23 protein-coding genes and 1 pseudogene are annotated in these 20,532 nt (G+C 63.3%); 11 read left to right on the forward strand and 13 right to left on the reverse strand.

Features of this window, described 5'->3' with window-relative positions; genetic code table 11:
- Nucleotides 1–243 precede the first annotated feature (243 nt).
- Complete coding sequence (locus tag EN807_RS04255) at nucleotides 244–390, forward strand: hypothetical protein (RefSeq protein WP_127314186.1); 147 nt, start codon at nucleotides 244–246, stop codon at nucleotides 388–390.
- Between the two features lie 212 nt (nucleotides 391–602).
- Nucleotides 603–1,046 carry a DCC1-like thiol-disulfide oxidoreductase family protein gene (locus EN807_RS04260; RefSeq protein ID WP_135934008.1) on the forward strand — a complete coding sequence of 148 codons (444 nt, stop codon included), beginning with the start codon at nucleotides 603–605 and terminating at the stop codon, nucleotides 1,044–1,046.
- 73 nt (nucleotides 1,047–1,119) lie between these two features.
- On the opposite strand, the gene EN807_RS04265 is transcribed toward EN807_RS04260, so the two are convergent.
- The 3 genes from EN807_RS04265 to EN807_RS04275 form a co-directional block, all read right to left on the reverse strand.
- The gene (locus EN807_RS04265) at nucleotides 1,120–1,497 is read right to left on the reverse strand and encodes a DUF1850 domain-containing protein (RefSeq protein WP_127314188.1); all 378 of its coding nucleotides are present in this window, start codon (nucleotides 1,495–1,497) and stop codon (nucleotides 1,120–1,122) included.
- On the reverse strand, nucleotides 1,494–3,596 hold the full coding sequence (locus EN807_RS04270) for a TRAP transporter permease (RefSeq protein WP_135934009.1): 2,103 nt from the start codon (nucleotides 3,594–3,596) through the stop codon (nucleotides 1,494–1,496). The genes EN807_RS04265 and EN807_RS04270 overlap by 4 nt, the downstream gene beginning before the upstream one ends.
- A 187-nt stretch (nucleotides 3,597–3,783) precedes the next feature.
- Nucleotides 3,784–4,743 (reverse strand): TAXI family TRAP transporter solute-binding subunit, encoded by a 960-nt coding sequence (locus EN807_RS04275; protein WP_127313976.1) that lies wholly within the window; start codon nucleotides 4,741–4,743, stop codon nucleotides 3,784–3,786.
- A gap of 241 nt (nucleotides 4,744–4,984) precedes the next feature.
- Here EN807_RS04275 and EN807_RS04280 point away from each other — a divergent pair, with 241 nt between their 5' ends.
- Nucleotides 4,985–5,353 carry a YciI family protein gene (locus EN807_RS04280; RefSeq protein ID WP_127313977.1) on the forward strand — a complete coding sequence of 123 codons (369 nt, stop codon included), beginning with the start codon at nucleotides 4,985–4,987 and terminating at the stop codon, nucleotides 5,351–5,353.
- 7 nt (nucleotides 5,354–5,360) lie between these two features.
- Complete coding sequence (locus EN807_RS04285; protein WP_135934010.1) at nucleotides 5,361–6,617, forward strand: RNA polymerase sigma factor; 1,257 nt, start codon at nucleotides 5,361–5,363, stop codon at nucleotides 6,615–6,617.
- A 15-nt stretch (nucleotides 6,618–6,632) separates the two neighbouring features.
- Here the strand turns inward: EN807_RS04285 and EN807_RS04290 are convergent, their stop codons facing one another.
- From EN807_RS04290 to hrcA, 5 genes are all read right to left on the reverse strand, one after another.
- Nucleotides 6,633–7,259: a glutathione S-transferase family protein gene (locus EN807_RS04290; protein ID WP_135934011.1), complete on the reverse strand. Its 627-nt coding sequence runs from the start codon at nucleotides 7,257–7,259 to the stop codon at nucleotides 6,633–6,635.
- A 210-nt stretch (nucleotides 7,260–7,469) separates the two neighbouring features.
- Nucleotides 7,470–8,450 (reverse strand): cysteine synthase A, encoded by a 981-nt coding sequence (gene cysK / locus EN807_RS04295; RefSeq protein ID WP_135934012.1) that lies wholly within the window; start codon nucleotides 8,448–8,450, stop codon nucleotides 7,470–7,472.
- A gap of 181 nt (nucleotides 8,451–8,631) precedes the next feature.
- Nucleotides 8,632–9,249, reverse strand: coding sequence for a LysE family translocator (locus tag EN807_RS04300; protein ID WP_135934013.1), 618 nt, complete (start codon nucleotides 9,247–9,249; stop codon nucleotides 8,632–8,634).
- 215 nt (nucleotides 9,250–9,464) lie between these two features.
- Complete coding sequence (locus EN807_RS04305) at nucleotides 9,465–9,662, reverse strand: hypothetical protein (protein ID WP_029347942.1); 198 nt, start codon at nucleotides 9,660–9,662, stop codon at nucleotides 9,465–9,467.
- Between the two features lie 80 nt (nucleotides 9,663–9,742).
- Nucleotides 9,743–10,771, reverse strand: coding sequence for a heat-inducible transcriptional repressor HrcA (gene hrcA, locus EN807_RS04310; protein WP_246684136.1), 1,029 nt, complete (start codon nucleotides 10,769–10,771; stop codon nucleotides 9,743–9,745).
- A gap of 221 nt (nucleotides 10,772–10,992) precedes the next feature.
- On the opposite strand from hrcA, the gene rph reads away from it, so the two are divergent.
- Genes rph through hemW form a run of 4 tightly spaced genes read left to right on the forward strand, consistent with a single transcriptional unit; the run spans nucleotide 10,993 to nucleotide 13,949 of the window.
- A complete protein-coding gene (rph, locus tag EN807_RS04315; protein WP_127208646.1) occupies nucleotides 10,993–11,709 on the forward strand; it encodes a ribonuclease PH in 717 nt (238 codons plus the stop codon).
- A 7-nt stretch (nucleotides 11,710–11,716) separates the two neighbouring features.
- On the forward strand, nucleotides 11,717–12,127 hold the full coding sequence (locus EN807_RS04320) for a VOC family protein (protein WP_135934015.1): 411 nt from the start codon (nucleotides 11,717–11,719) through the stop codon (nucleotides 12,125–12,127).
- The gene (gene rdgB / locus EN807_RS04325; protein WP_135934016.1) at nucleotides 12,127–12,789 is read left to right on the forward strand and encodes an RdgB/HAM1 family non-canonical purine NTP pyrophosphatase; all 663 of its coding nucleotides are present in this window, start codon (nucleotides 12,127–12,129) and stop codon (nucleotides 12,787–12,789) included. Before EN807_RS04320 ends, rdgB begins: the two co-directional genes overlap by 1 nt.
- The gene (gene hemW, locus EN807_RS04330) at nucleotides 12,786–13,949 is read left to right on the forward strand and encodes a radical SAM family heme chaperone HemW (protein WP_135934017.1); all 1,164 of its coding nucleotides are present in this window, start codon (nucleotides 12,786–12,788) and stop codon (nucleotides 13,947–13,949) included. Before rdgB ends, hemW begins: the two co-directional genes overlap by 4 nt.
- A gap of 636 nt (nucleotides 13,950–14,585) precedes the next feature.
- Here the strand turns inward: hemW and EN807_RS04335 are convergent.
- Together EN807_RS04335 and EN807_RS04340 are read right to left on the reverse strand one after the other, a co-directional pair.
- Nucleotides 14,586–16,232, reverse strand: coding sequence for a caspase family protein (locus EN807_RS04335; RefSeq protein WP_135934018.1), 1,647 nt, complete (start codon nucleotides 16,230–16,232; stop codon nucleotides 14,586–14,588).
- A 109-nt stretch (nucleotides 16,233–16,341) separates the two neighbouring features.
- The gene (locus EN807_RS04340; RefSeq protein ID WP_189522345.1) at nucleotides 16,342–17,247 is read right to left on the reverse strand and encodes an adenylate/guanylate cyclase domain-containing protein; all 906 of its coding nucleotides are present in this window, start codon (nucleotides 17,245–17,247) and stop codon (nucleotides 16,342–16,344) included.
- Nucleotides 17,248–17,285: 38 nt separating this feature from the next.
- Between EN807_RS04340 and EN807_RS36360 the strand changes: the two are divergent.
- Nucleotides 17,286–17,552 (forward strand): annotated as a pseudogene (locus tag EN807_RS36360) (protein tyrosine phosphatase).
- A gap of 72 nt (nucleotides 17,553–17,624) precedes the next feature.
- Here EN807_RS36360 and EN807_RS04350 read toward each other — a convergent pair.
- Nucleotides 17,625–17,813 (reverse strand): hypothetical protein, encoded by a 189-nt coding sequence (locus EN807_RS04350; protein ID WP_095517666.1) that lies wholly within the window; start codon nucleotides 17,811–17,813, stop codon nucleotides 17,625–17,627.
- Between the two features lie 7 nt (nucleotides 17,814–17,820).
- Complete coding sequence (locus EN807_RS04355; RefSeq protein ID WP_095517667.1) at nucleotides 17,821–18,018, reverse strand: hypothetical protein; 198 nt, start codon at nucleotides 18,016–18,018, stop codon at nucleotides 17,821–17,823.
- A gap of 166 nt (nucleotides 18,019–18,184) precedes the next feature.
- On the opposite strand from EN807_RS04355, the gene rsmI reads away from it, so the two are divergent.
- Both rsmI and EN807_RS04365 read left to right on the forward strand, forming a co-directional pair.
- Nucleotides 18,185–19,120, forward strand: coding sequence for a 16S rRNA (cytidine(1402)-2'-O)-methyltransferase (rsmI, locus tag EN807_RS04360; RefSeq protein ID WP_135934019.1), 936 nt, complete (start codon nucleotides 18,185–18,187; stop codon nucleotides 19,118–19,120).
- Nucleotides 19,113–19,490 (forward strand): YraN family protein, encoded by a 378-nt coding sequence (locus tag EN807_RS04365; protein ID WP_135934020.1) that lies wholly within the window; start codon nucleotides 19,113–19,115, stop codon nucleotides 19,488–19,490. Before rsmI ends, EN807_RS04365 begins: the two co-directional genes overlap by 8 nt.
- A 104-nt stretch (nucleotides 19,491–19,594) precedes the next feature.
- On the opposite strand, the gene EN807_RS04370 is transcribed toward EN807_RS04365, so the two are convergent.
- Nucleotides 19,595–20,422, reverse strand: coding sequence for a class I SAM-dependent methyltransferase (locus EN807_RS04370; protein WP_135934021.1), 828 nt, complete (start codon nucleotides 20,420–20,422; stop codon nucleotides 19,595–19,597).
- Between the last annotated feature and the right edge of the window lie 110 nt (nucleotides 20,423–20,532).

Raw genomic sequence — 20,532 nt, forward strand, 5'->3', positions numbered from 1 at the left:
GGCCAAAGTTGAAACACAAGCGCGCCGCAGCGACATCCAAACGAAACATATGTGATGCAAAAGTCACACTAGCCGGAATGCCGACGAACTGCATGGAAAGACCCCGAATCAGCCGCATTCCGGCCACGAACCAAGGTGTTTTTGACCAAAGATTAACATCGTGTTCACCGACTATTCACGCCTCGACGCTATGATCCCCACAATTCGGAAGGGACATCCGAAATCGGGACAGGGACAGGGAAAATGAACTTCTTGACGCACCTCATCGGCTACGCTGCCGCCATCCGCGAATTCGTCGCGCCGACCTACCGGCCGGAGCGCTATTACATGCGCGGCCCCGGCCCCGCTTGCGCACGCCGCGGCAACAGGCTCGGCATCAGCGCGCACTGATGACGACCATGGAAGGCCATCACGACAGCCGGATCTGCAGGCCGGCCGCCGATCACCGTGCGACGACCTATCGCGCGGAACGTCCTGGGCTCGCCGACAGGCGGCGTGCGACAACGCCAAGGTTCTGAGATTCTAGGGCTTTGAGATTCAGGGGCTTTGATCTCGCCGCCGGCAAGCTTAGTGTCGTTTGACACCAAGCAGCCGGGACTCGCGTGACCGCCCAGCCAAACCATCCTCCCGAAAAGCCAGCCTTCGATGCAAGCCAGCCGCTGATCGTGTTCGACGGCGTCTGCGTGCTGTGCTCTGGCTTTGTGCGCATGGTGGTCAGGCTCGACCGCAAAGGCCGCTTCCGTTTCGCCACGGCGCAGTCGCCGCTCGGCGAAGCGCTGTTCCGAAAATACGGGCTGCGGACGGACAGCTACGAGACCAATCTGACCCTCATCGACGGTGCCGCCTTCACGCGGCTGGACAGTTTCATTGCCGTCATGGCGGAACTGGGCTGGCCGTGGCGGGCGGCGAGATCTTTACTCCTGCTGCCGCGCCCGCTTCGCGACTGGCTCTACGATCGCGTTGCGAAGAATCGTTACGCGCTGTTCGGCAGGAAAGAGAGCTGCGAGATCCCGTCCGCCGAGTTGAAAGGGCGGCTGATTGGCTAGGCCGGCCACTGCAAGGCTTCTATCCTGCCCGATACCGCGGGCGGATCGGCACCCCCTTTGCCGTAATCATCCGTTATCGCGGCTGGCTCGAACCTTCGCAAGGCTCCAGCAAGATCGCGTCGCCTGCCGCCCTGACGAGTTCGCGGCAGCCCTGAATCGTGCACAGCGTCCAGCCTTCACCCGTCGCGCCAGAGGCCGCGAGCACAAGGCGCCGCTGCGGCGCCATCTTGGGTTTATAGACCCACCAACCGTCCCGCAGCACCGAGCCTTCCGGCGGTTCCATGCCGGCGCCCGAGCCCTTGATCCGCGCCTCGGCGATCTGCAAGCCGGAAGGCATCACTTTCCAGTCTTCCTGCCAACGCGTCTTTTCCACCGAATGCGTCCAGGCGAGCGTGAACGCAGCCACAGTGAGCGTCACCGTCTTGCCGGCGGCGAGGATACAGAGGCTCATGCGGTGCCGGTGGCCTGCCGGGCACGCCAGCAGTGCCAACTGATCCAGACAAGAGAGAGCGCCCAGCCGGCTTCGTCGGTGAGCGGCAGCGCGGCAACCAGCAGCGCTCCGGCAGCGAAGGCGACGAGACGTTCCCACCATGCCATGCGCCGGGCGAGGAACCCCACGGCGGCTGCGCCCCACAAGGCAATGCCCATGCAAGCCTTGGCGACGATATAAGCGACCTCGATGGGATAGCCGAACTGGGCGGCGATCGGGCCGGGGTCCTGCAACATCAGCGCCGGGGTGTAGACCGCCATGAACGGCACGACGAAGCCGGCGACGGCAAGCTTGGTGGCCTGGATGCCGATCTTGAGGCCGCTCTCCTTGGCCATGGGCGCGGCGGCGAAGGCGGCCAGCGCCACCGGCGGTGTGAGGTCGGCCATGATGCCGAAATAAAAGACGAACATATGGCTGACCACCAGCGGCACGCCGAGCGACAGCAATGCCGGTCCGGCCAGAGACGAGGTGATGATGTAGTTGGGGATCGTCGGTATGCCCATGCCGAGCACCAGGCAGGTCAGCATGGTCAGCACCAGTGACAGGAACAGGTTGTTCTCGCCGATGGAGATGATCCAGCCGATGAAAGTCGAGGCGATGCCGGTGAGCGTCAAAGTGCCGATGACGACGCCGACGATGGCGCAGGCGATGCCGACCGGCAGCGCGTTCTTTGCTCCCTCGGCAAGCGAATCTACGCATATCTGCAGCGTCTCGCGACCGCCCTTGAAGGTGACGCAGGCGACAATTAGCCCGGCGATCACAAGACTGAGGATGTTGACGCCGAACTCTAGGAAAGAGGCGGCGGCAAGCCCCAGCGCCAGCCAGAAGACGATGCGAAAGGCAAGGGGCCCGATCAAAGCCGCCAGCGGTGTGCCGAGGATGAGCACGATGGTCAGCGCCAGACCCATGGTGCCGGCAAAGATCGGCGTATAGCCGGCAAACAGCAGATAGATGAGCGCGGCCAGCGGCAGCACCAGCGGCCAATGTCTTCTCACCGCGTCCCACGGATTGGGCAGGTCCGCCTTGGCCATGCCCTGCAGGCCGGCCTTGCCGGCTTCCAGGTACACCTGCCAGAAGCAGGCGCCGAAGTAGAGCAGCGCTGGGATGATCGCCGCCTTGACCACCTCGGCATAGGGGATGTTCAGCGTCTCGGCCATGATGAAGGCGACCGCGCCCATCACTGGCGGCATGATCTGGCCGCCCATCGACGAGGTCGCCTCGACGGCGCCGGCGAAGGCGGAACGGAAGCCGAAGCGCTTCATCAGCGGGATGGTGAACTGGCCGCTGGCCACCACATTGGCGACGCCGGAGCCGGAAATGGTGCCCATCAGCGCCGAGGACAGAACGCAGACCTGGGCCGGGCCGCCGCGCCACGTGCCGACCAGGCCAAGGGCGAAATCGTTGAACAGCGCGATCATGCCGGCGCGTTCGAGAAAGGCGGCGAAGACGACGAAGATGAAAATATAGGCGGCCGAGACGTAGACCGGCGTGCCGTATATGCCTTCGGTGCCAAAGGCGAAGGTGTCGATGAGCTGGGCGAAATCATAGCCGCGATGGATGAAGGGCGCAGGCAGATGATTGCCGGCGAATGCGTAGGCGAGGAAGATGAAGGCGATCAGGGCAAGCGGCAGCCCCATCAGCCGCCGCGCAGCCTCGAAAACCAGCACGATCAGCACCGCGCCGACGATCAGGTCCGGCGTGGTGAGGAAGCCGGAGCGGCGGATGAGGTCGGCATAGAACACCCAATTGTAGAGGCCGGTGGCGAAGCCGAGCACGCCGAGCGCCCAGAATGCTGCTTTCGCCAGTGTGCTTGTGGCGCGCAGATTGGCGATCAGGGCAAAGCAGAGCAGCAGCAAGAAGCCGACATGCATGGCGCGCACCACCTGGCTCGGAAGGCTGCCATACGCGGCGATGTAGATCTGGAAGATAGAAAAGGCGATGGCGATGAGAAAGGCGGCCTTGCCGGCGATGCCTTCGCCGAAACCCGGCGGCAGGCCTTCGACCGAGGCTTCGGCGGTGGGGGAGAGAATGGTCGGGGTTTCGCGATGGGCGTCGGTCATTGGCCGGGTTCCTAGCGGGGCGCTCCCCTCCCCCTCGAGGGGAGGGTGCCGAGCGAAGCGAGGCGGGTGGGGTCGCCTCAACTGCCTCGACCTTTGACTGAGAAAGTTGGAGCGCGTCGCCGAGGACCCCACCCGTCCATCCGCCTTCGGCGGCTGTCCACCCTCCCCTCGAGGTGGAGGGAGTGCCCTACTTCACCAGCCCCTTTTCCTTGTAGTACCGCTCGGCGCCGGGATGCAGCGGCACCGGCATGCCGTCGAGCGCCTTGGCCATGTCGATCGCCTTGGCGGCGGCGTGGGCGGCGGCGAGCTGGTCGAGATTTTCGAACAGCAGCTTGGTCATCTGATAGGCGGTCTCGTCGGAGACGTCGGCATGGGTGATGAGGAAATTACCGACGGCGGCGGTCGCGACATCCTCGGTCTGGCCTTCATAGGTGCCCTTGGGAATGGCTACCGAAAGATAGGGCGAGCCGATCTTGGCGACGTCCTCCGCCGGTACTGCAACAACGTTGATCGGCACGGAGGTGGCGAGGTCGCGGATCGATGCGACGCCGAGGCCGGCCGATTGCAGCGTGGCGTCGAGCTGGCGGTTCTTGATGAGCTCGACCGATTCGGCGAAGGGCAGATACTCGACCCGTCCAAGGTCTTCGTATTTCAGCCCGGCGGCCGCGAAGATGGCGCGGGCGTTGAGCTCGGTGCCGGAGGCCGGCGCGCCGACAGACAGGCTCTTGCCCTTGAGGTCGGCAAGCGTCTTGATGCCGGACTCCTTGCTGGCAACGATCTGGATGTAGTTGGGATAGATGGCGGCGATGCCGCGCAGCTTGTCGAGCTTGCCCGGATAGCCGGCTTCGGTGTTGCCCTCGGCGGCCAGTTTGACGGCATCTCCGAGCGCGAAGGCGATCTCGCCTTTGCCCTGCTGCAGCAGGTTGAGGTTCTCGACCGAAGCTTTCGTCGCCTGCACCTGGGTGCGGGCGCCTTCGATGCCCTTGCCGTAGATTTCCGACAGCGCAACGCCGAGCGGATAATAGACGCCCGACGTGCCGCCAGTCAGCACGTTGATGAATTCCTGCGCCTTGGCCGAAACCGCTCCAATGCCCAGCGACAGCGCCAGCGCGCCGGCGGCAACAAACTTCGTCCTGAAATTGAGCATCTGATTTCCTCCCTGAAATATTTGCCACCGCGCGACCCGCGGCGAGTTTAGACAGCGGGCGGGAAATGCCAACCCGCAATTGCGCCGATTAGACCAACGGTCGATGCCGCTGGACATGCAGGCTTGCGCCAGATGCCATCCGGGCCGAAAGATTTTTGCAGCGCCTGTCGAAACCGGACGAGGACGCGCGACATTGGTTCGGCCGGCAACGAAGCGGCCTTCGAACTACGGGAGAAGACCCATGCGATACATGCTTTTGATCTACAATGACGAAGCCGCAATGGCGAATGCGCCACGCGAGAGCACGGAGCAGACCCTCGCGGCCTACGGCGCTTATACCGAAGCGTTGAAGAAATCAGGCGCATGGTTGGCCGGCGACCGGCTGCGCCCGACCCAGGCGGCCACCTCTGTGCGGATGGCCAACGGCAAGACCAACGTGCTCGACGGGCCGTATGCCGACACCAAGGAGCAGCTTGCCGGCTTCTACATGATCGAGGCGACGGACATCGACACGGCCATCGAATGGGCTGCGCGCTGTCCGGCAGCCAGCACCGGCACGGTCGAGGTGCGACCGATCTGGGAAATGACGGAGTACTTATCTGAGAAATGACCATGTGATGGACAGTCGTCCGGAGATCGCGCGGGCGGCGGCGGAAGCGGCCGCCCGGCAAAGTTACGGCAAGCTGGTCGCCTATCTGGCCGCGCGCATGCGCGACGTGGCCGGCGCCGAGGACGCGCTGGCCGATGCCTTTGCGGCGGCGCTCGAACGCTGGCCGCAAACCGGCGTGCCTGAGAAGCCGGAAGCCTGGCTGCTGGCGGTGGCGCGCAGACGCAGCGTCGACGTGATCCGGCGGCGGCTGACCAGCGAGGCGGGCCGCGACCATCTCAGGCTGATCGCCGAGGAGATCGAGGCCCGCATGGCCGACGAAGACCTGCCCGACGAGCGGCTGCGCCTGATGTTTGCCTGCGCCCATCCGGCGATCGAGGCCGGCGTGCGCGCGCCGCTGATCCTGCAGACCATTTTAGGCTTCGACGCGGCGACGATCGCCTCGGCCTTCCTGGTGTCACCGGCAACGATGGGTCAGCGCCTGGTGCGCGCCAAAAGCCGCATCCGCGAGACCGGCATTCCGTTCCGGGTGCCGGAGCGGGCCGAGCTCGGCGAGCGGCTGGATGCGGTGCTTGAAGCGATCTACGCCGCGTTCGCCGAAGGCTGGTCCGACCCGGCCGGCACCGAAACCCGGCGCCGCAATCTCGCGACCGAGGGCATCTGGCTCGGCCGGCTGGTGGCGTCGTTGATGCCGGATGAGCCGGAAGCGCTCGGCCTGCTGGCGCTGATGCTGTTTGCCGAGGCGCGGCGTGTGGCGCGGCGAAACGCCGCCGGAGACTATGTGCCATTGGCCGAGCAGGAGCTTGCGCTGTGGGACGGCGCCTTGATCGACGAAGCGGAGACGCTGCTCAGGCGCGCCGCGGCCAAGGGCGTCGTCGGTCGCTACCAGCTCGAGGCGGCCGTGCAATCCGCCCATACGACGCGGCGGCTGACCGGCCGGACCGATTGGGTCGCGATCAGACATCTCTACGACGCGCTGTCGGTGATTGCCGCCTCGCCGGTGATTTCGATCAACCGCGCTGTGGCCATTGCCGAGGCCGACGGCGCCGCGGCGGGATTGAGTGCGCTTGATGAGCTTGGCGACGACAAACGGCTGCATGATTATCAGCCTTATTGGGCCGCCCGCGCGGGCCTTCTGGCCAGGCTCGGCAAAACCCGGGAAGCGGCCGCAGCCTATGACCGGGCGATCGGCCTCGAACGCGACCCGGCCGTGCGCCGGTTCCTGCAGGAACGACGGGCGGGGCTCGGTCGCGCGGAAGCAGACTGAGACAAGGCGATCGGTTCAGGCCGGCCACATGGCGTGGGAGGCGTTCAGCTTCCTCATCACCTGATGCTCCCGCAATTTGGCCCACAGGCGTTCGATGTTCGGCCAGGCGGTGCGGACTTTTCCGACCTCGGGATGCCAGGCCACCAGCATGACGAGATAGATGTCGGCCAGCGAGAGCTGGTCGCCGACCAGCCAGTCGCGGCCTTCGAGGGCAGCATCGAGAATGGCCAAGCCGCGATCCATTTCCGAGATCGCCGCCTGCTTGACCGCGTCCACGCCGCCGGGATCGGCTGTGTAGCGATGAGCATAGAAGAACCGCAGGTCAGCCTGATAGATGACCGACGACATGAACGTCATCCAGCGCAGGAAGTCGGCGCGGTCAGGCGAGTTCGCTGGCGGCGCCAAGTTCGCTTCCGGGTGGCGCTCGGCAAGCAGGATGCAGATCGCCGCCGATTCGGTCATCGAGCTTCCGTCCGGCAAGATCAGGACTGGCACCTGGTTCAAGGGGCTGGTGTCGAGGAAGGCCTGGTCGGGCGAGGCGGACTTCGGAACGTCGATCTGGTCGAAAGGCACGCCCGCCAAAGCGAGCGCCGCCTCGACGACAAAGCCGCCGGTATTGGCACGGGTATAGAGCTTGTACATGAAATCCTCCGCCAGCCGGTGCAAGGCCGGCAACGATCTGAACCGGAAGCGCCGCTCCACTCAAGCGAGCGACGGCCGCCACAGGTGTTTTTTCAGCGGTCCAGCGCTGCCATCTGGGTCCTCGGCGCACGGGTTGGAGCCTGTCGCTCCTTAGGTGGACTAGCGCAACTTTCGAGATTAGCTGAAGCCCACCTATCTTCGTCGAGGGACCTAAGCCCCCAGCCCTTCGAACAAGATCGTCGACAGATAGCGCTCGGCGAAGGACGGGATGACCACCACGAGACTCTTGCCATTGTTCTCCGGCCGCGAGCCGACGACGATCGCCGCCTGCAGGGCAGCGCCCGACGAGATGCCGACCGGCACGCCTTCGAGGCGCGCGACGAGCCGCGCATTGGCGACCGAATCCTCGTTGGAGACCTTGACGATCTCGTCATAAATCGTCGTGTCGAGTATCTTCGGCGCGAAGCCGGCGCCGATGCCCTGGATCTTGTGCGGACCGGGCTGGCCGCCCGACAGCACCGGCGAGGCTTCCGGCTCGACGGCGACGACATGCACGGAGGGCTTGCGCTGCTTCAGCACCTGGCCGACGCCGGTAATGGTGCCACCGGTGCCGATGCCGGCCACGAAGATGTCGACCTCGCCATGGGTGTCGTTCCAGATTTCCTCGGCCGTGGTGCGGCGGTGGATCTCCGGGTTGGCCGGATTTTCGAACTGCTGCGGAATAATGGCGTCGGGCAGCGTCGCGGCCAGCTCGTCGGCCTTGGCGATCGCGCCCTTCATGCCTTTCGGCCCTTCGGTCAGCACCAGTTCGGCGCCGAGCAGCGCCAGCATTTTCCTGCGCTCGACCGACATGGTTTCCGGCATCGTCAGGATCAGTTTGTAGCCCTTGGCGGCAGCGGCAAAGGCGAGCGCGATGCCGGTGTTGCCCGAGGTCGGCTCGATCAGCGTCGTCCTGCCGGGTGCAATCCTGCCCGATGCCTCCAGCGCCTCGATCATCGAGACGCCGATGCGGTCCTTGACCGAGGCGATCGGGTTGAAGAATTCGAGCTTGGCCAGCAGATTGGCAACGACGCCCTTTTCATTGGCGAATTTGTCGAGCCGTACCAGCGGCGTGTCGCCGATCGTCTCGGTGATCGAATTGTAGATGCGGCCGCGGCCCGGCGCGTGCGCGGTGGTGGCGGGCTTGTTCATTGGTTTCGCTCCCAAGAGTTAGGCGGGCAAGAGGCAGACGGGCAAGACGCAGGCAAACAAGTTTCGACAAGGCAGGATAAAGCCTTCGGCCGCGCAAGATAGTCTGCCGTTTGAAAATATGGAACGCATTCTGAAAACACCCTCGCCCCGGAAAAGCATTCAGGCGTGGCCAAAAATTGGCCTATTGCCGGGCGGCGATCGCAGCCGCCGCCCCGACCATGAAGGCGGCGGCGGTGCGGTTCAGCGCCCTCAGCGCGCGCGGCGACTTCAGAAGCCCGCGCGCCTTGGCCGCCAGCGCCAGAAAGGGCACCAGCACCACCAGCAACACGACGAGCGTCAGCGCGACGAGGATGCCGTAGTCGGCGAGCGTAATGGTCTTCAGATCGACGATGGTCGGCGTGATGGCGAGATAGAAGATCATCGTCTTCGGATTGCCGAGCGTGACGGCGAGGCCGGCAATAAAGCTCGACACCAGCCCGCCCCTGCCTTTCTTCGCCTCCACCGTTTCGGGCGTGATGCCGCTCGTCCAAAAGCGCCAGCCCAGGAAAGCGAGATAGGCGACGCCCAGCCATTTGATCGCCAGGAAGGCCATGCCGAAGGTCTGCGCGACGAGAGCGAGGCCGAGCACCACGGCGGTGAGGTAGATGAGATCGCCGAGCATCAGCCCAAAGGACATGGCGAGCGCCGAGCGAAAGCCGGACCCAAGCGCACGCGCAATAAGCGCGGTGAGCCCCGGGCCGGGGATGGCAGCGGCGATGCCGAGGGCCGCGCTATAAGCGAGGAATCCGGTCAGGGTCATGGTTTCGGCCTTATCGCATGACCCCGAAAAACGGGATCGATCTTTAGACTGAGCCTTTTAAGACCGGGGCCTTGTCGCACAAAGGTGGGCAGGCGTGTACTCCCTGATGGACGGTTTCGATTGCACCAGCGCCGCCGGCCAAGGCGAACGCGCCGATCATGACGGGCTTTGCCGTAAGTGACGCGCCGGCAAATCGACAGTATGGTTTTTCGGGCTCAGTTTCCGGCTGCGTAGAAATCGTCGTCGAGGCGCTTTTCCAGCGCGACGAGATCGGCCGGCAGCGGCAGGCCCATGGCGCGCATCTCCCTCAGCTTTTCGCGCAGCTGTTCCTGCACTTCATGCTGATCCTCGGGCTGGTTGATCATCTGCTCGAGCAACAGGCTGATCTGGGCTTTGAATGATTCCAGCGCCATTTTTTTCTCCTTGAGGTCCCCGAAAGCGTGTCGCGTTTGAAGGGATTCGTGCGACGCGCTCTGGTTTTGGGCGACATGCATTACCGCAGCATGCGGGAAATAAGCTGCGCGGTATAGTCGACCATCGGCACGATGCGTGCGTAGTTCAGCCGGGTCGGGCCGATGACGCCGAGCGCGCCGATGACGCGGGCGTCCTTGTCGCGATAGGGCGCCACCACCAGCGATGAGCCCGACAGCGAAAACAGCTTGTTTTCCGAGCCGATGAAGATGCGCACGCCGGAGCCTTGCTCGGCGAGGTCGAGAAGCTGGATCAGCCCGTCCTGCGTCTCCAGATCCTCGAACAAATGCCGCAGCAGCTCGATGTCGGCTTGCGCGGTGACATTTTCCAGCAGATTGGCGCGGCCGCGCACGATGAGACGCGCCGGCAGGCCGCTCTCGGCGCCCGCCCAGACCGCAAGGCCCTTCTCGACCAGATCCTGCGACAGCGTGTCGAGGGCGGCCTTGGTCTCTTCCTTGATGCGGGCGATCTCGATCCGCGCCTCGGCCAGCGTGCGGCCACGGATATGGGCATTGAGGAAGTTCGAGGCTTCATGCAATTGCGAGACGGTGATGCCGGCCGGCAGGTCGACGACGCGATTTTCGACGTCGCCGTTCTGCGACACCAGCACGGCCAGCGCCTTGTTTGGCTCGAGCTGGATGAATTCGATGTGCTTGAGCGCCACCTCGTTCTTGGCGGCAAGCACGAGGCCGGCGCCGCGCGACATGCCGGACAGCATCTGGCTGGCCTCGGTGAGCATATGCTCCAGCGTCGCACCAGAGCCGGAGGCGCGCACCTGCGCCTCGATGGTGCGGCGCTCCTCGTCGGAGAGATCGCCAAGCTCCATGAAGGCATCGACGAAGAAGCGCAGGCCGGCCTGGGTCGGCAGCCGGCCGGCCGAGATATGCGGCGCATAGATCAGGCCGAGATGCTCGAGATCACTCATCACGTTGCGGATGGTGGCGGGCGACAGCGAAGACGGCAGGATACGCGACAGGCTGCGTGAGCCGACCGGCTCGCCGTCCTTCAGATAGGAATCGACAATGCGCCGAAAGATGTCGCGCGAGCGCATGTCGAGCGACTGGAGTGCGGGCGTTTGAAGCGCAGGCGACTGGAGCACTGCCGCCGACTGGGAATTGGGATCGACTGCCTTGGTCATTTCGAGCCAAATACCTCCGGCCCAAAGATATAGACTTCGGCCACGCCGGCGCAACTGGTCCATTTTCCTTTGCGCCTCTCGTCGCGTGCGGCTACAAGCCGGCCACGATTCCGAAAAATAGGATAAAAGCCTGAATGCGCCCTTCTAAACGCCAATTCGACGAAATGCGCGCCATCTCCTTCGAACGCGGCGTCTCCAAGCACGCGGAAGGTTCGTGCCTGGTGAAGTTCGGCGACACGCATGTGCTGTGCACGGCCAGCCTCGAGGAAAAAGTGCCGGGCTGGATGCGCAATTCCGGCAAGGGCTGGGTGACGGCGGAATACGGCATGCTGCCGCGCTCGACCGGCGAGCGCATGCGCCGTGAAGCTTCGGCCGGCAAGCAAGGCGGCCGCACGCTGGAAATCCAGCGGCTGATCGGCCGTTCCCTGCGCGCCGTGGTCGACCTGCAGGCGCTCGGCGAGCAGCAGATCACCGTCGATTGCGATGTGATCCAGGCCGACGGCGGCACGCGCACCGCCTCGATCACCGGCGGCTGGGTGGCGCTCCATGATTGCCTGCGCTGGATGGAGGCCCGGCAGATGGCCAGCGTCGCCAAGGTGCTGAAGGATCATGTCGCGGCTGTCTCCTGCGGCATCCATGACGGCCAGCCGGTCATCGACCTCGACTATCTCGAGGATTCCTCGGCCGGCACCGACGCCAACTTCGTCATGACCGGCAAGGGCGGCATCGTCGAGATCCAGGGCACGGCCGAGGGCGAGCCTTTCTCAGAAGAGCAGTTCACGGCGCTGATGGAATTGGCCAAGAAAGGCATCCAGCGACTGGTCAGCCTGCAACAGATGGCTGTAGCTTAACTCTGTCATGACTCCTTCCGCCATCCTCGAATCAGCCCTCTACGTGACCGACCTCGATGCCGCGGAAGACTTCTATTCCGGCGTGCTCGGGCTCGATCTGCTGGGCAAGGTCGACGGCAGGCATCTTTTCTTCCGTTGCGGGGACGGCGTGCTGCTCGTCTTCAACGCCGAGGCGACCAAGGTGCCGCCGGCGCCCGATGCCAAGCTGAAAGTGCCGCCGCACGGCGCTGTCGGCGACGGCCATCTCTGCTTTGCGGCAAGCGCGGACGAGATCGTGCGCTGGAAAGCACATCTTGAGCAGAAGAAGATCGCCATCGAGAGCGAGTTCGAATGGCCGCAGGGTGGACGCTCGATCTATGTTCGCGACCCCTCCGGCAATTCGATCGAATTCGCCGAGCCAAGAATCTGGGGCATCTGATGCATTCGCTTGATGGACATGAGATCGTCGTCGCCAGCCACAATGCCGGCAAATTACGCGAGTTCGCCGATCTGATGGCGCCATTCGGCATAGAAGCGAAGTCGGCCAAGGAATACGGCCTGCCGGAGCCGGACGAGACCGGCACCACCTTCGAGGAGAACGCCTATCTCAAGGCTTTTGCCGCCGCCAAGGCGACAGGCCTGCCCGCATTGTCGGACGATTCCGGCCTGTGTGTCGATGCTCTGGGCGGGGCGCCCGGCGTCTATACCGCCAATTGGGCCGAGGCGCCGGACGGGTCCCGCGATTTCGGCATGGCGATGCAGCGAGCGGAAGTGGCGTTGCAGGAAGTCGGCGCGGTTGCGCCTGCGCAGCGTAAGGGCCGCTTCGTCGCCGTCATCTGCCTGGCCTTTCCCGACGGCGCGGCCGAATATTTCCGCGGCGAGGTCGAGGGCACGCTGGTATGGCCGCCGCGCGGCGAACTCGGCTTCGGCTACGACCCGGTGTTCGTGCCGGACGGTTTCGAAAAGACCTTCGGCGAGATGACCGCAGAGGAAAAGCATGGCTGGAAGCCCGGCCAGCCGACGGCATTGTCGCATCGCGCCCGCGCCTTCCAGAAATTCGCGCAAGCCAGACTGGATTTGGCACGATCGGCCGTGAAATGACCATGCTGCTCGACCGCAGCCCCGGCTTCGGCGTCTATATCCACTGGCCGTTCTGCGCGGCCAAGTGCCCCTATTGCGACTTCAACAGCCATGTCCGCCACCAGCCGGTCGACCAGGAGCGTTTTGCGCGCGCCTTCGAGACCGAGCTTGCGACAATGCGCCACCGCACCGGACCGCGCGAGGTGACCAGCATTTTCCTCGGCGGCGGCACGCCATCGCTGATGAAGCCGGAAACCGTGGCGACGGTGCTGGACGCCGTGGCGAAGAACTGGACGGTGCCCGCCGGCATCGAGGTGACGCTGGAAGCCAACCCCTCCTCGGTCGAGTCCGTGCGCTTTCGCGGCTACCGGGCGGCAGGCGTCAACCGCGTGTCGCTCGGCGTCCAGGCGCTGAACGACAAGGATCTGCGCTTCCTCGGCCGCTTGCACAATGTCGATGAAGCGCTGCAGGCGATCGGCCTGGCGCGTGAGATCTTTCCGCGGCTGTCCTTCGACCTGATCTACGCACGGCCCGGCCAGACACCTGAGGCGTGGCAGGCCGAGCTCGAACAGGCTATCGGCCGCGCCGCCGACCACCTGTCGCTCTACCAGCTTACCATCGAGGAAGGCACGCCGTTCCACGCGCTGCATGCGGCCAAGAAATTCGCTATTCCCGACAATGACCATGCCGCCGATCTCTATGCGCTGACGCAGGAGATCACCGCCCGACATGGGCTGCCGGCCTACGAGATTTCCAACCACGCCAGATCAGGCGCCGAAAGCCGGCACAATCTCACCTATTGGCGCTATGGCGAATATGTCGGCGTCGGTCCCGGCGCGCATGGCCGCTTCGTCGAGAATGGCCGCCGCGTGGTGACGATCGCCGAAAGAATGCCGGAAACCTGGGCCAATCTGGTCGAGGCCAAGGGCCATGGCGTCACCGGCGGTGAGACCCTGACGCGCTCGGAAGAGGCCGACGAGTTTCTCTTGATGGGGCTTAGGCTGGCCGAGGGCATCGATCTCTCGCGCTACGAAGCGTTTTCCGGGCGCGGCCTGTCGACGGCGCGGCTGTCGATGCTTCAGGGCGAGGGGCTGTTGGCGCCGATCGGCAATGCCCGCCTGCGCGCCACCCCGGCCGGCATGATCGTGCTCGACGCCGTGGTGGCGGACCTGGCGCGGTAAAGCATAGGCCAGGAGCTGAACTGTCACAGACAATTTATCGACTTACGCGCGAGCTTGGCCGCGTTGGGTGTAATCCGGGAAACCCAGAGGGCATCTGGGGTGGAAGAACCCGGGAGGCGTTGCGCCGTTTCGCTCGATACTCCGGCGCTGAGATCGACATGGCGAAACCGACAACAATTGCTTTGAAGAAATTGGAAGAAAGCACAGCTCGCGTGTGTCCGGTGGTTGCCCGGCCGAATTCGATAGAAGCACCCCGCCATGCGAACAACCCGAACACCCGGCCACGACCAATAGCGGAACAGAAGCGTGCCGCCGCTACTCCGAGCGCGAGCAGGCCAGCTCGCGTTTGCAGCGCCGGGGCTCGCCGGGGCAGCGGCTTCTGCCGCGATCCAATTACAATTTGCGAGTGATGTGTCGGCAGAGGTTGCCGATCTGGCGTCGCTCAGCGGCCACGAGCCGTGTTGAAGCCGGTGAGAACCGGTAAGCGGCGCGCTCCCATCTTCCACCTCGTCCTATCGAAACTCAATAATGTAGCCGTGCGAGCTGTTTTGCGGACCCATATCGTCCCACGTGCTCGCCTTGAGGTCGGCCGTGTCCCGGTTGCCGTCCAGATGAGCATAAAACATCGCAAAATCATCACCCTGCTTGTGCTCGTTGGGGTGGTTGGGAAGCCAATTGTTGTAAGTCATTGCCTTCGCCGGTCAGCCATCGCCAGCCGCCACGAGGCTCGCGTCCCCCCGGATCCTGCTCAAGGCCGATCCACGGACCCATCTTGTAGGACACATTTCCGTCGAAGCCAGTTTCGAACATCCGGTCATCAGCCTCGAACAGTCCGTAAACAAAGTCGTTCTCCGCCTTTGACGAGATCGACGCCAGATGCGCTTTACACCGCTGGGCAGCAGATTTGGCGGTCTGCCAAGACGAGTGGCGATCGTAAACCGCCACATAGAGGCGGCTCCCAAACTCGCCGTAGATGATTTCTTTGCCCCTGAGGCATTGCGCGGCGCGAATAATGCGCTCATCGGTTTCGAGCCCTTTCAAATCCTCGGGTTCGAAGTGCCGCGCCTCGTCGGCAGATACGACGGAATCCGTGCTCGTGACGCCAACCAGTTCCAGCCTGTTGGCGACGACGCTATTGATATATCCGGTCTCGGTGAGCCCCAGCGCCTTCTGGTATCGAGAGATCGCCCTGCGAGTCTTTTGACCGAAATTCCCGTCCACCGCGCCTATGTCATATCCGAGGTCGGAAAGCGTCAGCTGGATTTCCTTGCGTTGAGACTGCGTCAGCCTCATACGGCTTTCAGCTTCCTGCGGCGACACGAGGCCATCGCCGCCACCTTCGAGCAGGCGCAGCGCAGCGCGCGCGCTGTCGGAGAAAGAGCCGGATTGGTGCTTGGCCAAGTAAAGCTGCCAGCCGCGTGCAGTGGCAATGCGCTCGGCTTTTTCGAAATCTATCTGGGCGAGAAAATCGGATGCGGCGACAGCGGTCGCCGGCGCGCTGGCGTTGAAGTAAAATTCAGCGGCAATGTTCGAGACAATCTGCGGCGATTGGACGTTGTTCGTCTTTATCCGGACATCGCGGATCACACGCTTGAAAGCCGTACCTACCTCTAGCGAAGGGCTGGCCAGATGTTCAACTAAGGCCGTCGTGAAAGGCGAGTTCTCACCGACTCCATCGTAGGCGACCTGGCCAGGCGAAGCGGAGAAGGCGATCATCGTTCCCGAGCCGGTGGAACTCACCGGCGCCAGCCCCTTCAACGCAGCGCCGCGGGTGACGCCTTCGACGCTTGCATTCAGCCGGTCGGCGATCGGATTATTGCGACAGGCATCGACGAAAAGAAGCGAGAGCGAGGCTTTCCGCTCCATAATGCTTATAATGGAATTCAGCGCGATGGCTTCGGCGTCGACATCAAACTCCGACAGCAGCTCGGCATCGAGCCCGAGCAGAAAATTTTCGCCTTTCAGCTGCATCCCGTGGCCAGCGAAGTAGAACAAGGCGGTGTCGGCTGGCCCGATCTTCTTTGAAAAATTAGAGAGTCCTCTCGCGAAACCGGCCCGGTCGACATTGATCAGACTGTCTACCTCGAAGCCGTTTTCCTTCAGGAACGCTGTAAAGGCACGGGCGTCGGCGGCGGCGTTCGCCAACGGCGTTGTCGCCGTGTAGGCAGAATTCCCGACTACCAACGCAAGGCGCTTACCTTCCGCAGCGCTTAGCGGCGCTGAAAGGCCCAGCACCATCAGAAGCAGAAAAAATAGAAATGTCTGAAGATTTCTGAGCCCCATGGCTGCCTCTCTGCCCTAGCAAAGCCTGAGCAGGAAAAGCATTGGTGTCAACATGGGAATAGGTGTTAGGCGTGTGAGCTGCGTTTCGAAAATCCAACTGCTGGCGCGCCTATTTTAGGCTGAATACCTCGATCATCTCGGCGCGCCCTTTGACCTCGTGATAGCCGCAGGACTTGAAATATTGTCTACCTTCAGGCCAGTGCTCGACGAATTGGGCGCTGACCAACAGCGGCTTGTCCAGTTTTCGCGTCAATCCCTCAATACGAAAGGCCAAATTCACGGCATCGCCCAGCGCGGTGTTGATGCCTTTGCCCATCGCGCCGATAGCAACTTCACCCACATGAAGGCCAATGCGGCAGTCGAGCACGATGTCTTGTTGTTCCCTGACCAGTACTCGGGTTGGCGACGTAGCCGCGTCTTCCGCAGCGCGGAGTGCCTGGGCAGCCTGAACCGCAGAGACACAGACATCCGCTGCGGTCCCGTGCCAATAAGCAAATACACAATCACCGATGAATTTGTCGATCGAGGCACCGTAGCGCTTCAAAATCACATTGCAGTCCATATACCACTCGGCCAAGAGGGCCGCCACCTGTTCCGGGGATAGCCTTGCGCTAATTCCGGTAAACTCCTTCAAATCAGCAACGAACAGGGTGGCCGGCCGGCTCGTAGGGGCTGCCGGCTTGCCCCATTGAGTTTTTGTGTTCGCCACTTGCGAATCTAGATCGGGGGCAGTCGTGCCCTGGTCGAAAAGAAAAATCGATCTGCCGAACTGGACGCGATCGCCGGTGTGCAGCATACGCGCGGTTGTGAGCGCCACGTCGTTCACATAACTGCCATTGGCACTGCCGACATCAACAACCCAGTAGTTCGCGCCGTCGCGCCGGATCGTTGCATGCTGGCGCGAAACTTCCCCGTCTGCCAAGCTTATGGTGGCATGTTCGCCACGACCAATCAGGTTGAAATCTCCCAGCTTATAGGCCTCTCTGTTGCTCAGTGCGGTTAAGGTTGCCGACATAATCCTCTCCCGTACGCTCAAGCGCCCACGCAGGTACAATCTTAACACGGAGCGTTAGGGATATCGAAGTCGCATCGGCCGGCACCAACCACGATGCCGACACCCCGTTGACGCACGACCTCGTCTCCTGGGCCGACATCATCTTCGTGATGGAAAGGCGCACCGCGCCAAACTGCAGAAGAAATTCAAGGCCAGCCTGAAGACGGCCCGCGTGATCTGCCTCGACAGTCCGGACGACTAATGAGTCCATGGACCCAGGTCTGGTGCGTCTGCTGGAAGCGCGCGTCTCGAAGTATCTGGGTTGAATAATGTGGCCGAGCGTTTCCCCCCACGCTTTAGAGAAAAAGTGTCTCGGCCAATCGAGAAGGTTGCGGTAGTCAGGCGTCGTGCTTGGGGCGGCGCTTGGCGTGGCCTTTCTCGGCGTCCGCCTCACCGTCGCGAGCCGGCTTGGCGTCGCCCTTGTCGGGGCGGGCGCGGTATCGATCGCTTGTCGGATGTGGGGGCGCTCCGTTGCGGGAGCTTTTGGTTTCAAGGCGGGTGATGAAAATGTCGAAGCGATTGGGCATCGTCTGGTCAGTGCTCCATCGTGCTGCCGGTGCCGGTCGAGGGCTCGATTTTCAGCTTGGTTGCCTTTGACGGACGACGCTTTCGCGGCTTTTTAGCCAAGCTGGCGCCGGCTTTGGCAGGCAGGCTCTTGTCCGTTCGCGCGGCAAAGCGCTTGCGCCCTTCATAGTAGGGTTCGAAAACGTCCTGTATCTTGAGGCTGTCCATCCTGCTCCTCCCGAGATCAGGCATAAATCCGCCGGGCACGGTTTCGTTCCGTACTGTGGCAAAGGCATGGCCGCCACCTCACTTCGGCATGGGTTTTGCCACCGGGCGTGAGCCGTGCCAAACAGAGTAGAACGCATTCATGGTCAGAGCCTGACGGGGAACACCGGTGACCGGCGAGTTGACAAGACGCAGCTACGTGATCGGCCAGACCGAGATATCGGCCCGGCCGCTCGAGCCGGCGCTCTACCTGGTTGCGACGCCGATCGGCAATCTCGCCGACATCACATTACGCGCACTTGAAACGCTCGCCGCCGCCGACATCGTCGCCTGCGAGGACACGCGTGTCAGCCGCGTGCTGCTCGACCGCTACGGGATTCGCCGCCGCACCACAGCCTATCACGAGCACAATGCCGGCGAGGCCGGCCCAAAACTGATCGCAGCCTTGCTGGCCGGGCAGAGCGTGGCGCTGATCTCGGACGCCGGCACGCCGCTGATCTCCGACCCCGGCTACCGACTGGTCGGCGAAGCGCTCGACCAGGGCATTCGCGTCGTGCCGATCCCCGGCCCGTCGGCGCCACTCGCTGCGTTGACGGCCTCCGGCCTACCATCCGACGCCTTCCTGTTCGCCGGCTTCCTGCCGATTAAGACCGGCCAGCGGCTGACGCGGCTGGAAGCGCTGAAGACCGTGCCGGCGACGCTGATCTTCTTCGAATCGCCGCGCCGGCTGGCCGAAACCCTCGGTGCCATGGTCGAAGCGCTGGGTGGCGCCCGCAAGGCCGCGATCGGCCGCGAGCTGACCAAGACCTTCGAGGAGATACGGACCGGCACCTTAGAGTCGCTCGCCGATCATTACGCGGCGGCCGACACGCCGAAGGGTGAGATCGTCATCTGCGTCAGCCCGTCGGAAGCAACGGCAGACGAACCGGCCGATATCGACCGGCTTCTGCTTTCGCTTGCCGCCGAGATGCCGGCCTCCAAGGCGGCGGCGGAAGCCGCCAAGATGACCGGCAGCCAGAAGCAGGCGCTTTACCGGCGGCTGCTCGAACTCAAAGACACCGAACGCAAGGACGCCGGGAAGGGCGGGAAAGACGGCGATGGCTGAACGCCCGGTCGCCAGCCGCCAGCGGGCCTATCGGCGCGGCCACCGCAGCGAGTGGCTGGCGGCTGCGGCATTGATGGTGAAGGGCTATCGGATCCTGGCGCGCCGCCACCGCACGCGGTTCGGCGAGATCGACTTGATCGCGCGCCGCGGCGACCTAGTGCTGATCGTCGAGGTGAAGGCGCGCCGCACACTGATGGAAGCCATGGAGGCTGTTCGCTACGAATCGGAGCGTCGCATCGAAAGCGCCGCCGATCTCTGGCTGTCGCGACAGTCCGACTATGGACGATTGTCGGTGCGTTTCGACATGGTCGCGGTGCTGCCGTGGCGCTGGCCGGTGCATGTCGAGAATGTTTTCTACGGGCGAGACTAGACCATGCCCTGCCGCAAATGGCCGAGATAGGTGGATGTATCATCGTCTCGTCCATCGGGAACGGGCAAGCAGTGCCAATAGCCGAAACTGCAGCTAAATCTACGTCAGAGTTTGCTTGCGATCGCGATATGCGCCTCCTGTGGGAACGAGAAGCGCCCATCGACCATCATGCTCGGATCAAGGCGCAACCGAGTGGCGGAGGCGACCGCCTCTATCACGCTGTCGCGCTCGGACGCCTGGTAATCGGCCAAGAGGCCAGCCATGGGTGTAGCGATCAGCTGAAAACGTACATAGTCGAGAACAGATGGAAAGCTAATCGTTTTCGTGACGGTGTAGAGTTCGACGTCATCCAGCCCCTCTTTCCTCAACAGATCGCCGACCTCATTCGCGTCAGCAAAAATATGCTCGGCACGTTTGATCTTCGACGCGTCCGGTCCTAGCCGCTCATCGAGAGCACTTGCAAACGCCTCTGCGCCGGGTGTGCGTTCGATGGCGCTATAGACGCTGAGCGCAACCCTGCCCGAAGATACCAGCACCCGCTTCATCTCGCGGACAGCGCAGGCTCGATCCGGGAAGAACTGGAGACCGAGTTGGCAAAGAACGAGGTCGATCGCGCCGTCATTAACCGGGAGTGCGAGGGCACTGCCTTGCAGCCATTCAATTGGCACACCTGTGTGCGGCACGGACCGCGCGACGGTGAGCATACCCTCATTCAAATCAAGCCCGATGACACGTCCCGTCGTGACCCGTTCGGCAGCCAGGCGCGTCACCACGCCAGTTCCGCAAGCAACGTCGAGTACGGCTTCTCCGCGCTTTGGCTGCACGCGATCGATAAGATCGGCTGCCCATATCGAAGTGATCGCCGGTACGAGGTAGCGCTGGTAAAGCTCGGGCGCGCTGCCATCGAGTTGCCAATGCTCGTGCCCTGACATGGCGCACCTGCAAGATATCGCCTGTTAGCAACGGTACCATGCCACGCCACTGGTGTCTGCTCAGATGCGACGTTCCCTCCGGAATTGTGGTGAGGTGAACGTCCAGGAAG

The organism is Mesorhizobium sp. M5C.F.Ca.ET.164.01.1.1 (assembly GCF_004792125.1).
Lineage (GTDB): Bacteria > Pseudomonadota > Alphaproteobacteria > Rhizobiales > Rhizobiaceae > Mesorhizobium > Mesorhizobium wenxiniae.

Bases quoted from the DNA above. Each gene is read 5' to 3' on its own strand.
- cysK (WP_135934012.1), bottom strand. From the start codon at position 8,450: ATGAACAAGCCCGCCACCACCGCGCACGCGCCGGGCCGCGGCCGCATC.
- EN807_RS04275 (WP_127313976.1), bottom strand. From the start codon at position 4,743: ATGCTCAATTTCAGGACGAAGTTTGTTGCCGCCGGCGCGCTGGCGCTG.
- EN807_RS04290 (WP_135934011.1), bottom strand. From the start codon at position 7,259: ATGTACAAGCTCTATACCCGTGCCAATACCGGCGGCTTTGTCGTCGAG.
- EN807_RS04335 (WP_135934018.1), bottom strand. From the start codon at position 16,232: ATGGGGCTCAGAAATCTTCAGACATTTCTATTTTTTCTGCTTCTGATG.
- EN807_RS04340 (WP_189522345.1), bottom strand. From the start codon at position 17,247: ATGTCGGCAACCTTAACCGCACTGAGCAACAGAGAGGCCTATAAGCTG.
- rph (WP_127208646.1), top strand. From the start codon at position 10,993: ATGCGCCCTTCTAAACGCCAATTCGACGAAATGCGCGCCATCTCCTTC.
- EN807_RS04265 (WP_127314188.1), bottom strand. From the start codon at position 1,497: ATGAGCCTCTGTATCCTCGCCGCCGGCAAGACGGTGACGCTCACTGTG.
- EN807_RS04305 (WP_029347942.1), bottom strand. From the start codon at position 9,662: ATGGCGCTGGAATCATTCAAAGCCCAGATCAGCCTGTTGCTCGAGCAG.
- EN807_RS04365 (WP_135934020.1), top strand. From the start codon at position 19,113: ATGGCTGAACGCCCGGTCGCCAGCCGCCAGCGGGCCTATCGGCGCGGC.
- EN807_RS04270 (WP_135934009.1), bottom strand. From the start codon at position 3,596: ATGACCGACGCCCATCGCGAAACCCCGACCATTCTCTCCCCCACCGCC.
- hrcA (WP_246684136.1), bottom strand. From the start codon at position 10,771: ATGCGCTCGCGCGACATCTTTCGGCGCATTGTCGATTCCTATCTGAAG.
- EN807_RS04350 (WP_095517666.1), bottom strand. From the start codon at position 17,813: ATGCCCAATCGCTTCGACATTTTCATCACCCGCCTTGAAACCAAAAGC.
- EN807_RS04370 (WP_135934021.1), bottom strand. From the start codon at position 20,422: ATGTCAGGGCACGAGCATTGGCAACTCGATGGCAGCGCGCCCGAGCTT.
- EN807_RS04280 (WP_127313977.1), top strand. From the start codon at position 4,985: ATGCGATACATGCTTTTGATCTACAATGACGAAGCCGCAATGGCGAAT.
- EN807_RS04255 (WP_127314186.1), top strand. From the start codon at position 244: ATGAACTTCTTGACGCACCTCATCGGCTACGCTGCCGCCATCCGCGAA.
- EN807_RS04355 (WP_095517667.1), bottom strand. From the start codon at position 18,018: ATGGACAGCCTCAAGATACAGGACGTTTTCGAACCCTACTATGAAGGG.
- EN807_RS04285 (WP_135934010.1), top strand. From the start codon at position 5,361: ATGGACAGTCGTCCGGAGATCGCGCGGGCGGCGGCGGAAGCGGCCGCC.
- rdgB (WP_135934016.1), top strand. From the start codon at position 12,127: ATGCATTCGCTTGATGGACATGAGATCGTCGTCGCCAGCCACAATGCC.
- EN807_RS04320 (WP_135934015.1), top strand. From the start codon at position 11,717: ATGACTCCTTCCGCCATCCTCGAATCAGCCCTCTACGTGACCGACCTC.
- EN807_RS04300 (WP_135934013.1), bottom strand. From the start codon at position 9,249: ATGACCCTGACCGGATTCCTCGCTTATAGCGCGGCCCTCGGCATCGCC.
- hemW (WP_135934017.1), top strand. From the start codon at position 12,786: ATGACCATGCTGCTCGACCGCAGCCCCGGCTTCGGCGTCTATATCCAC.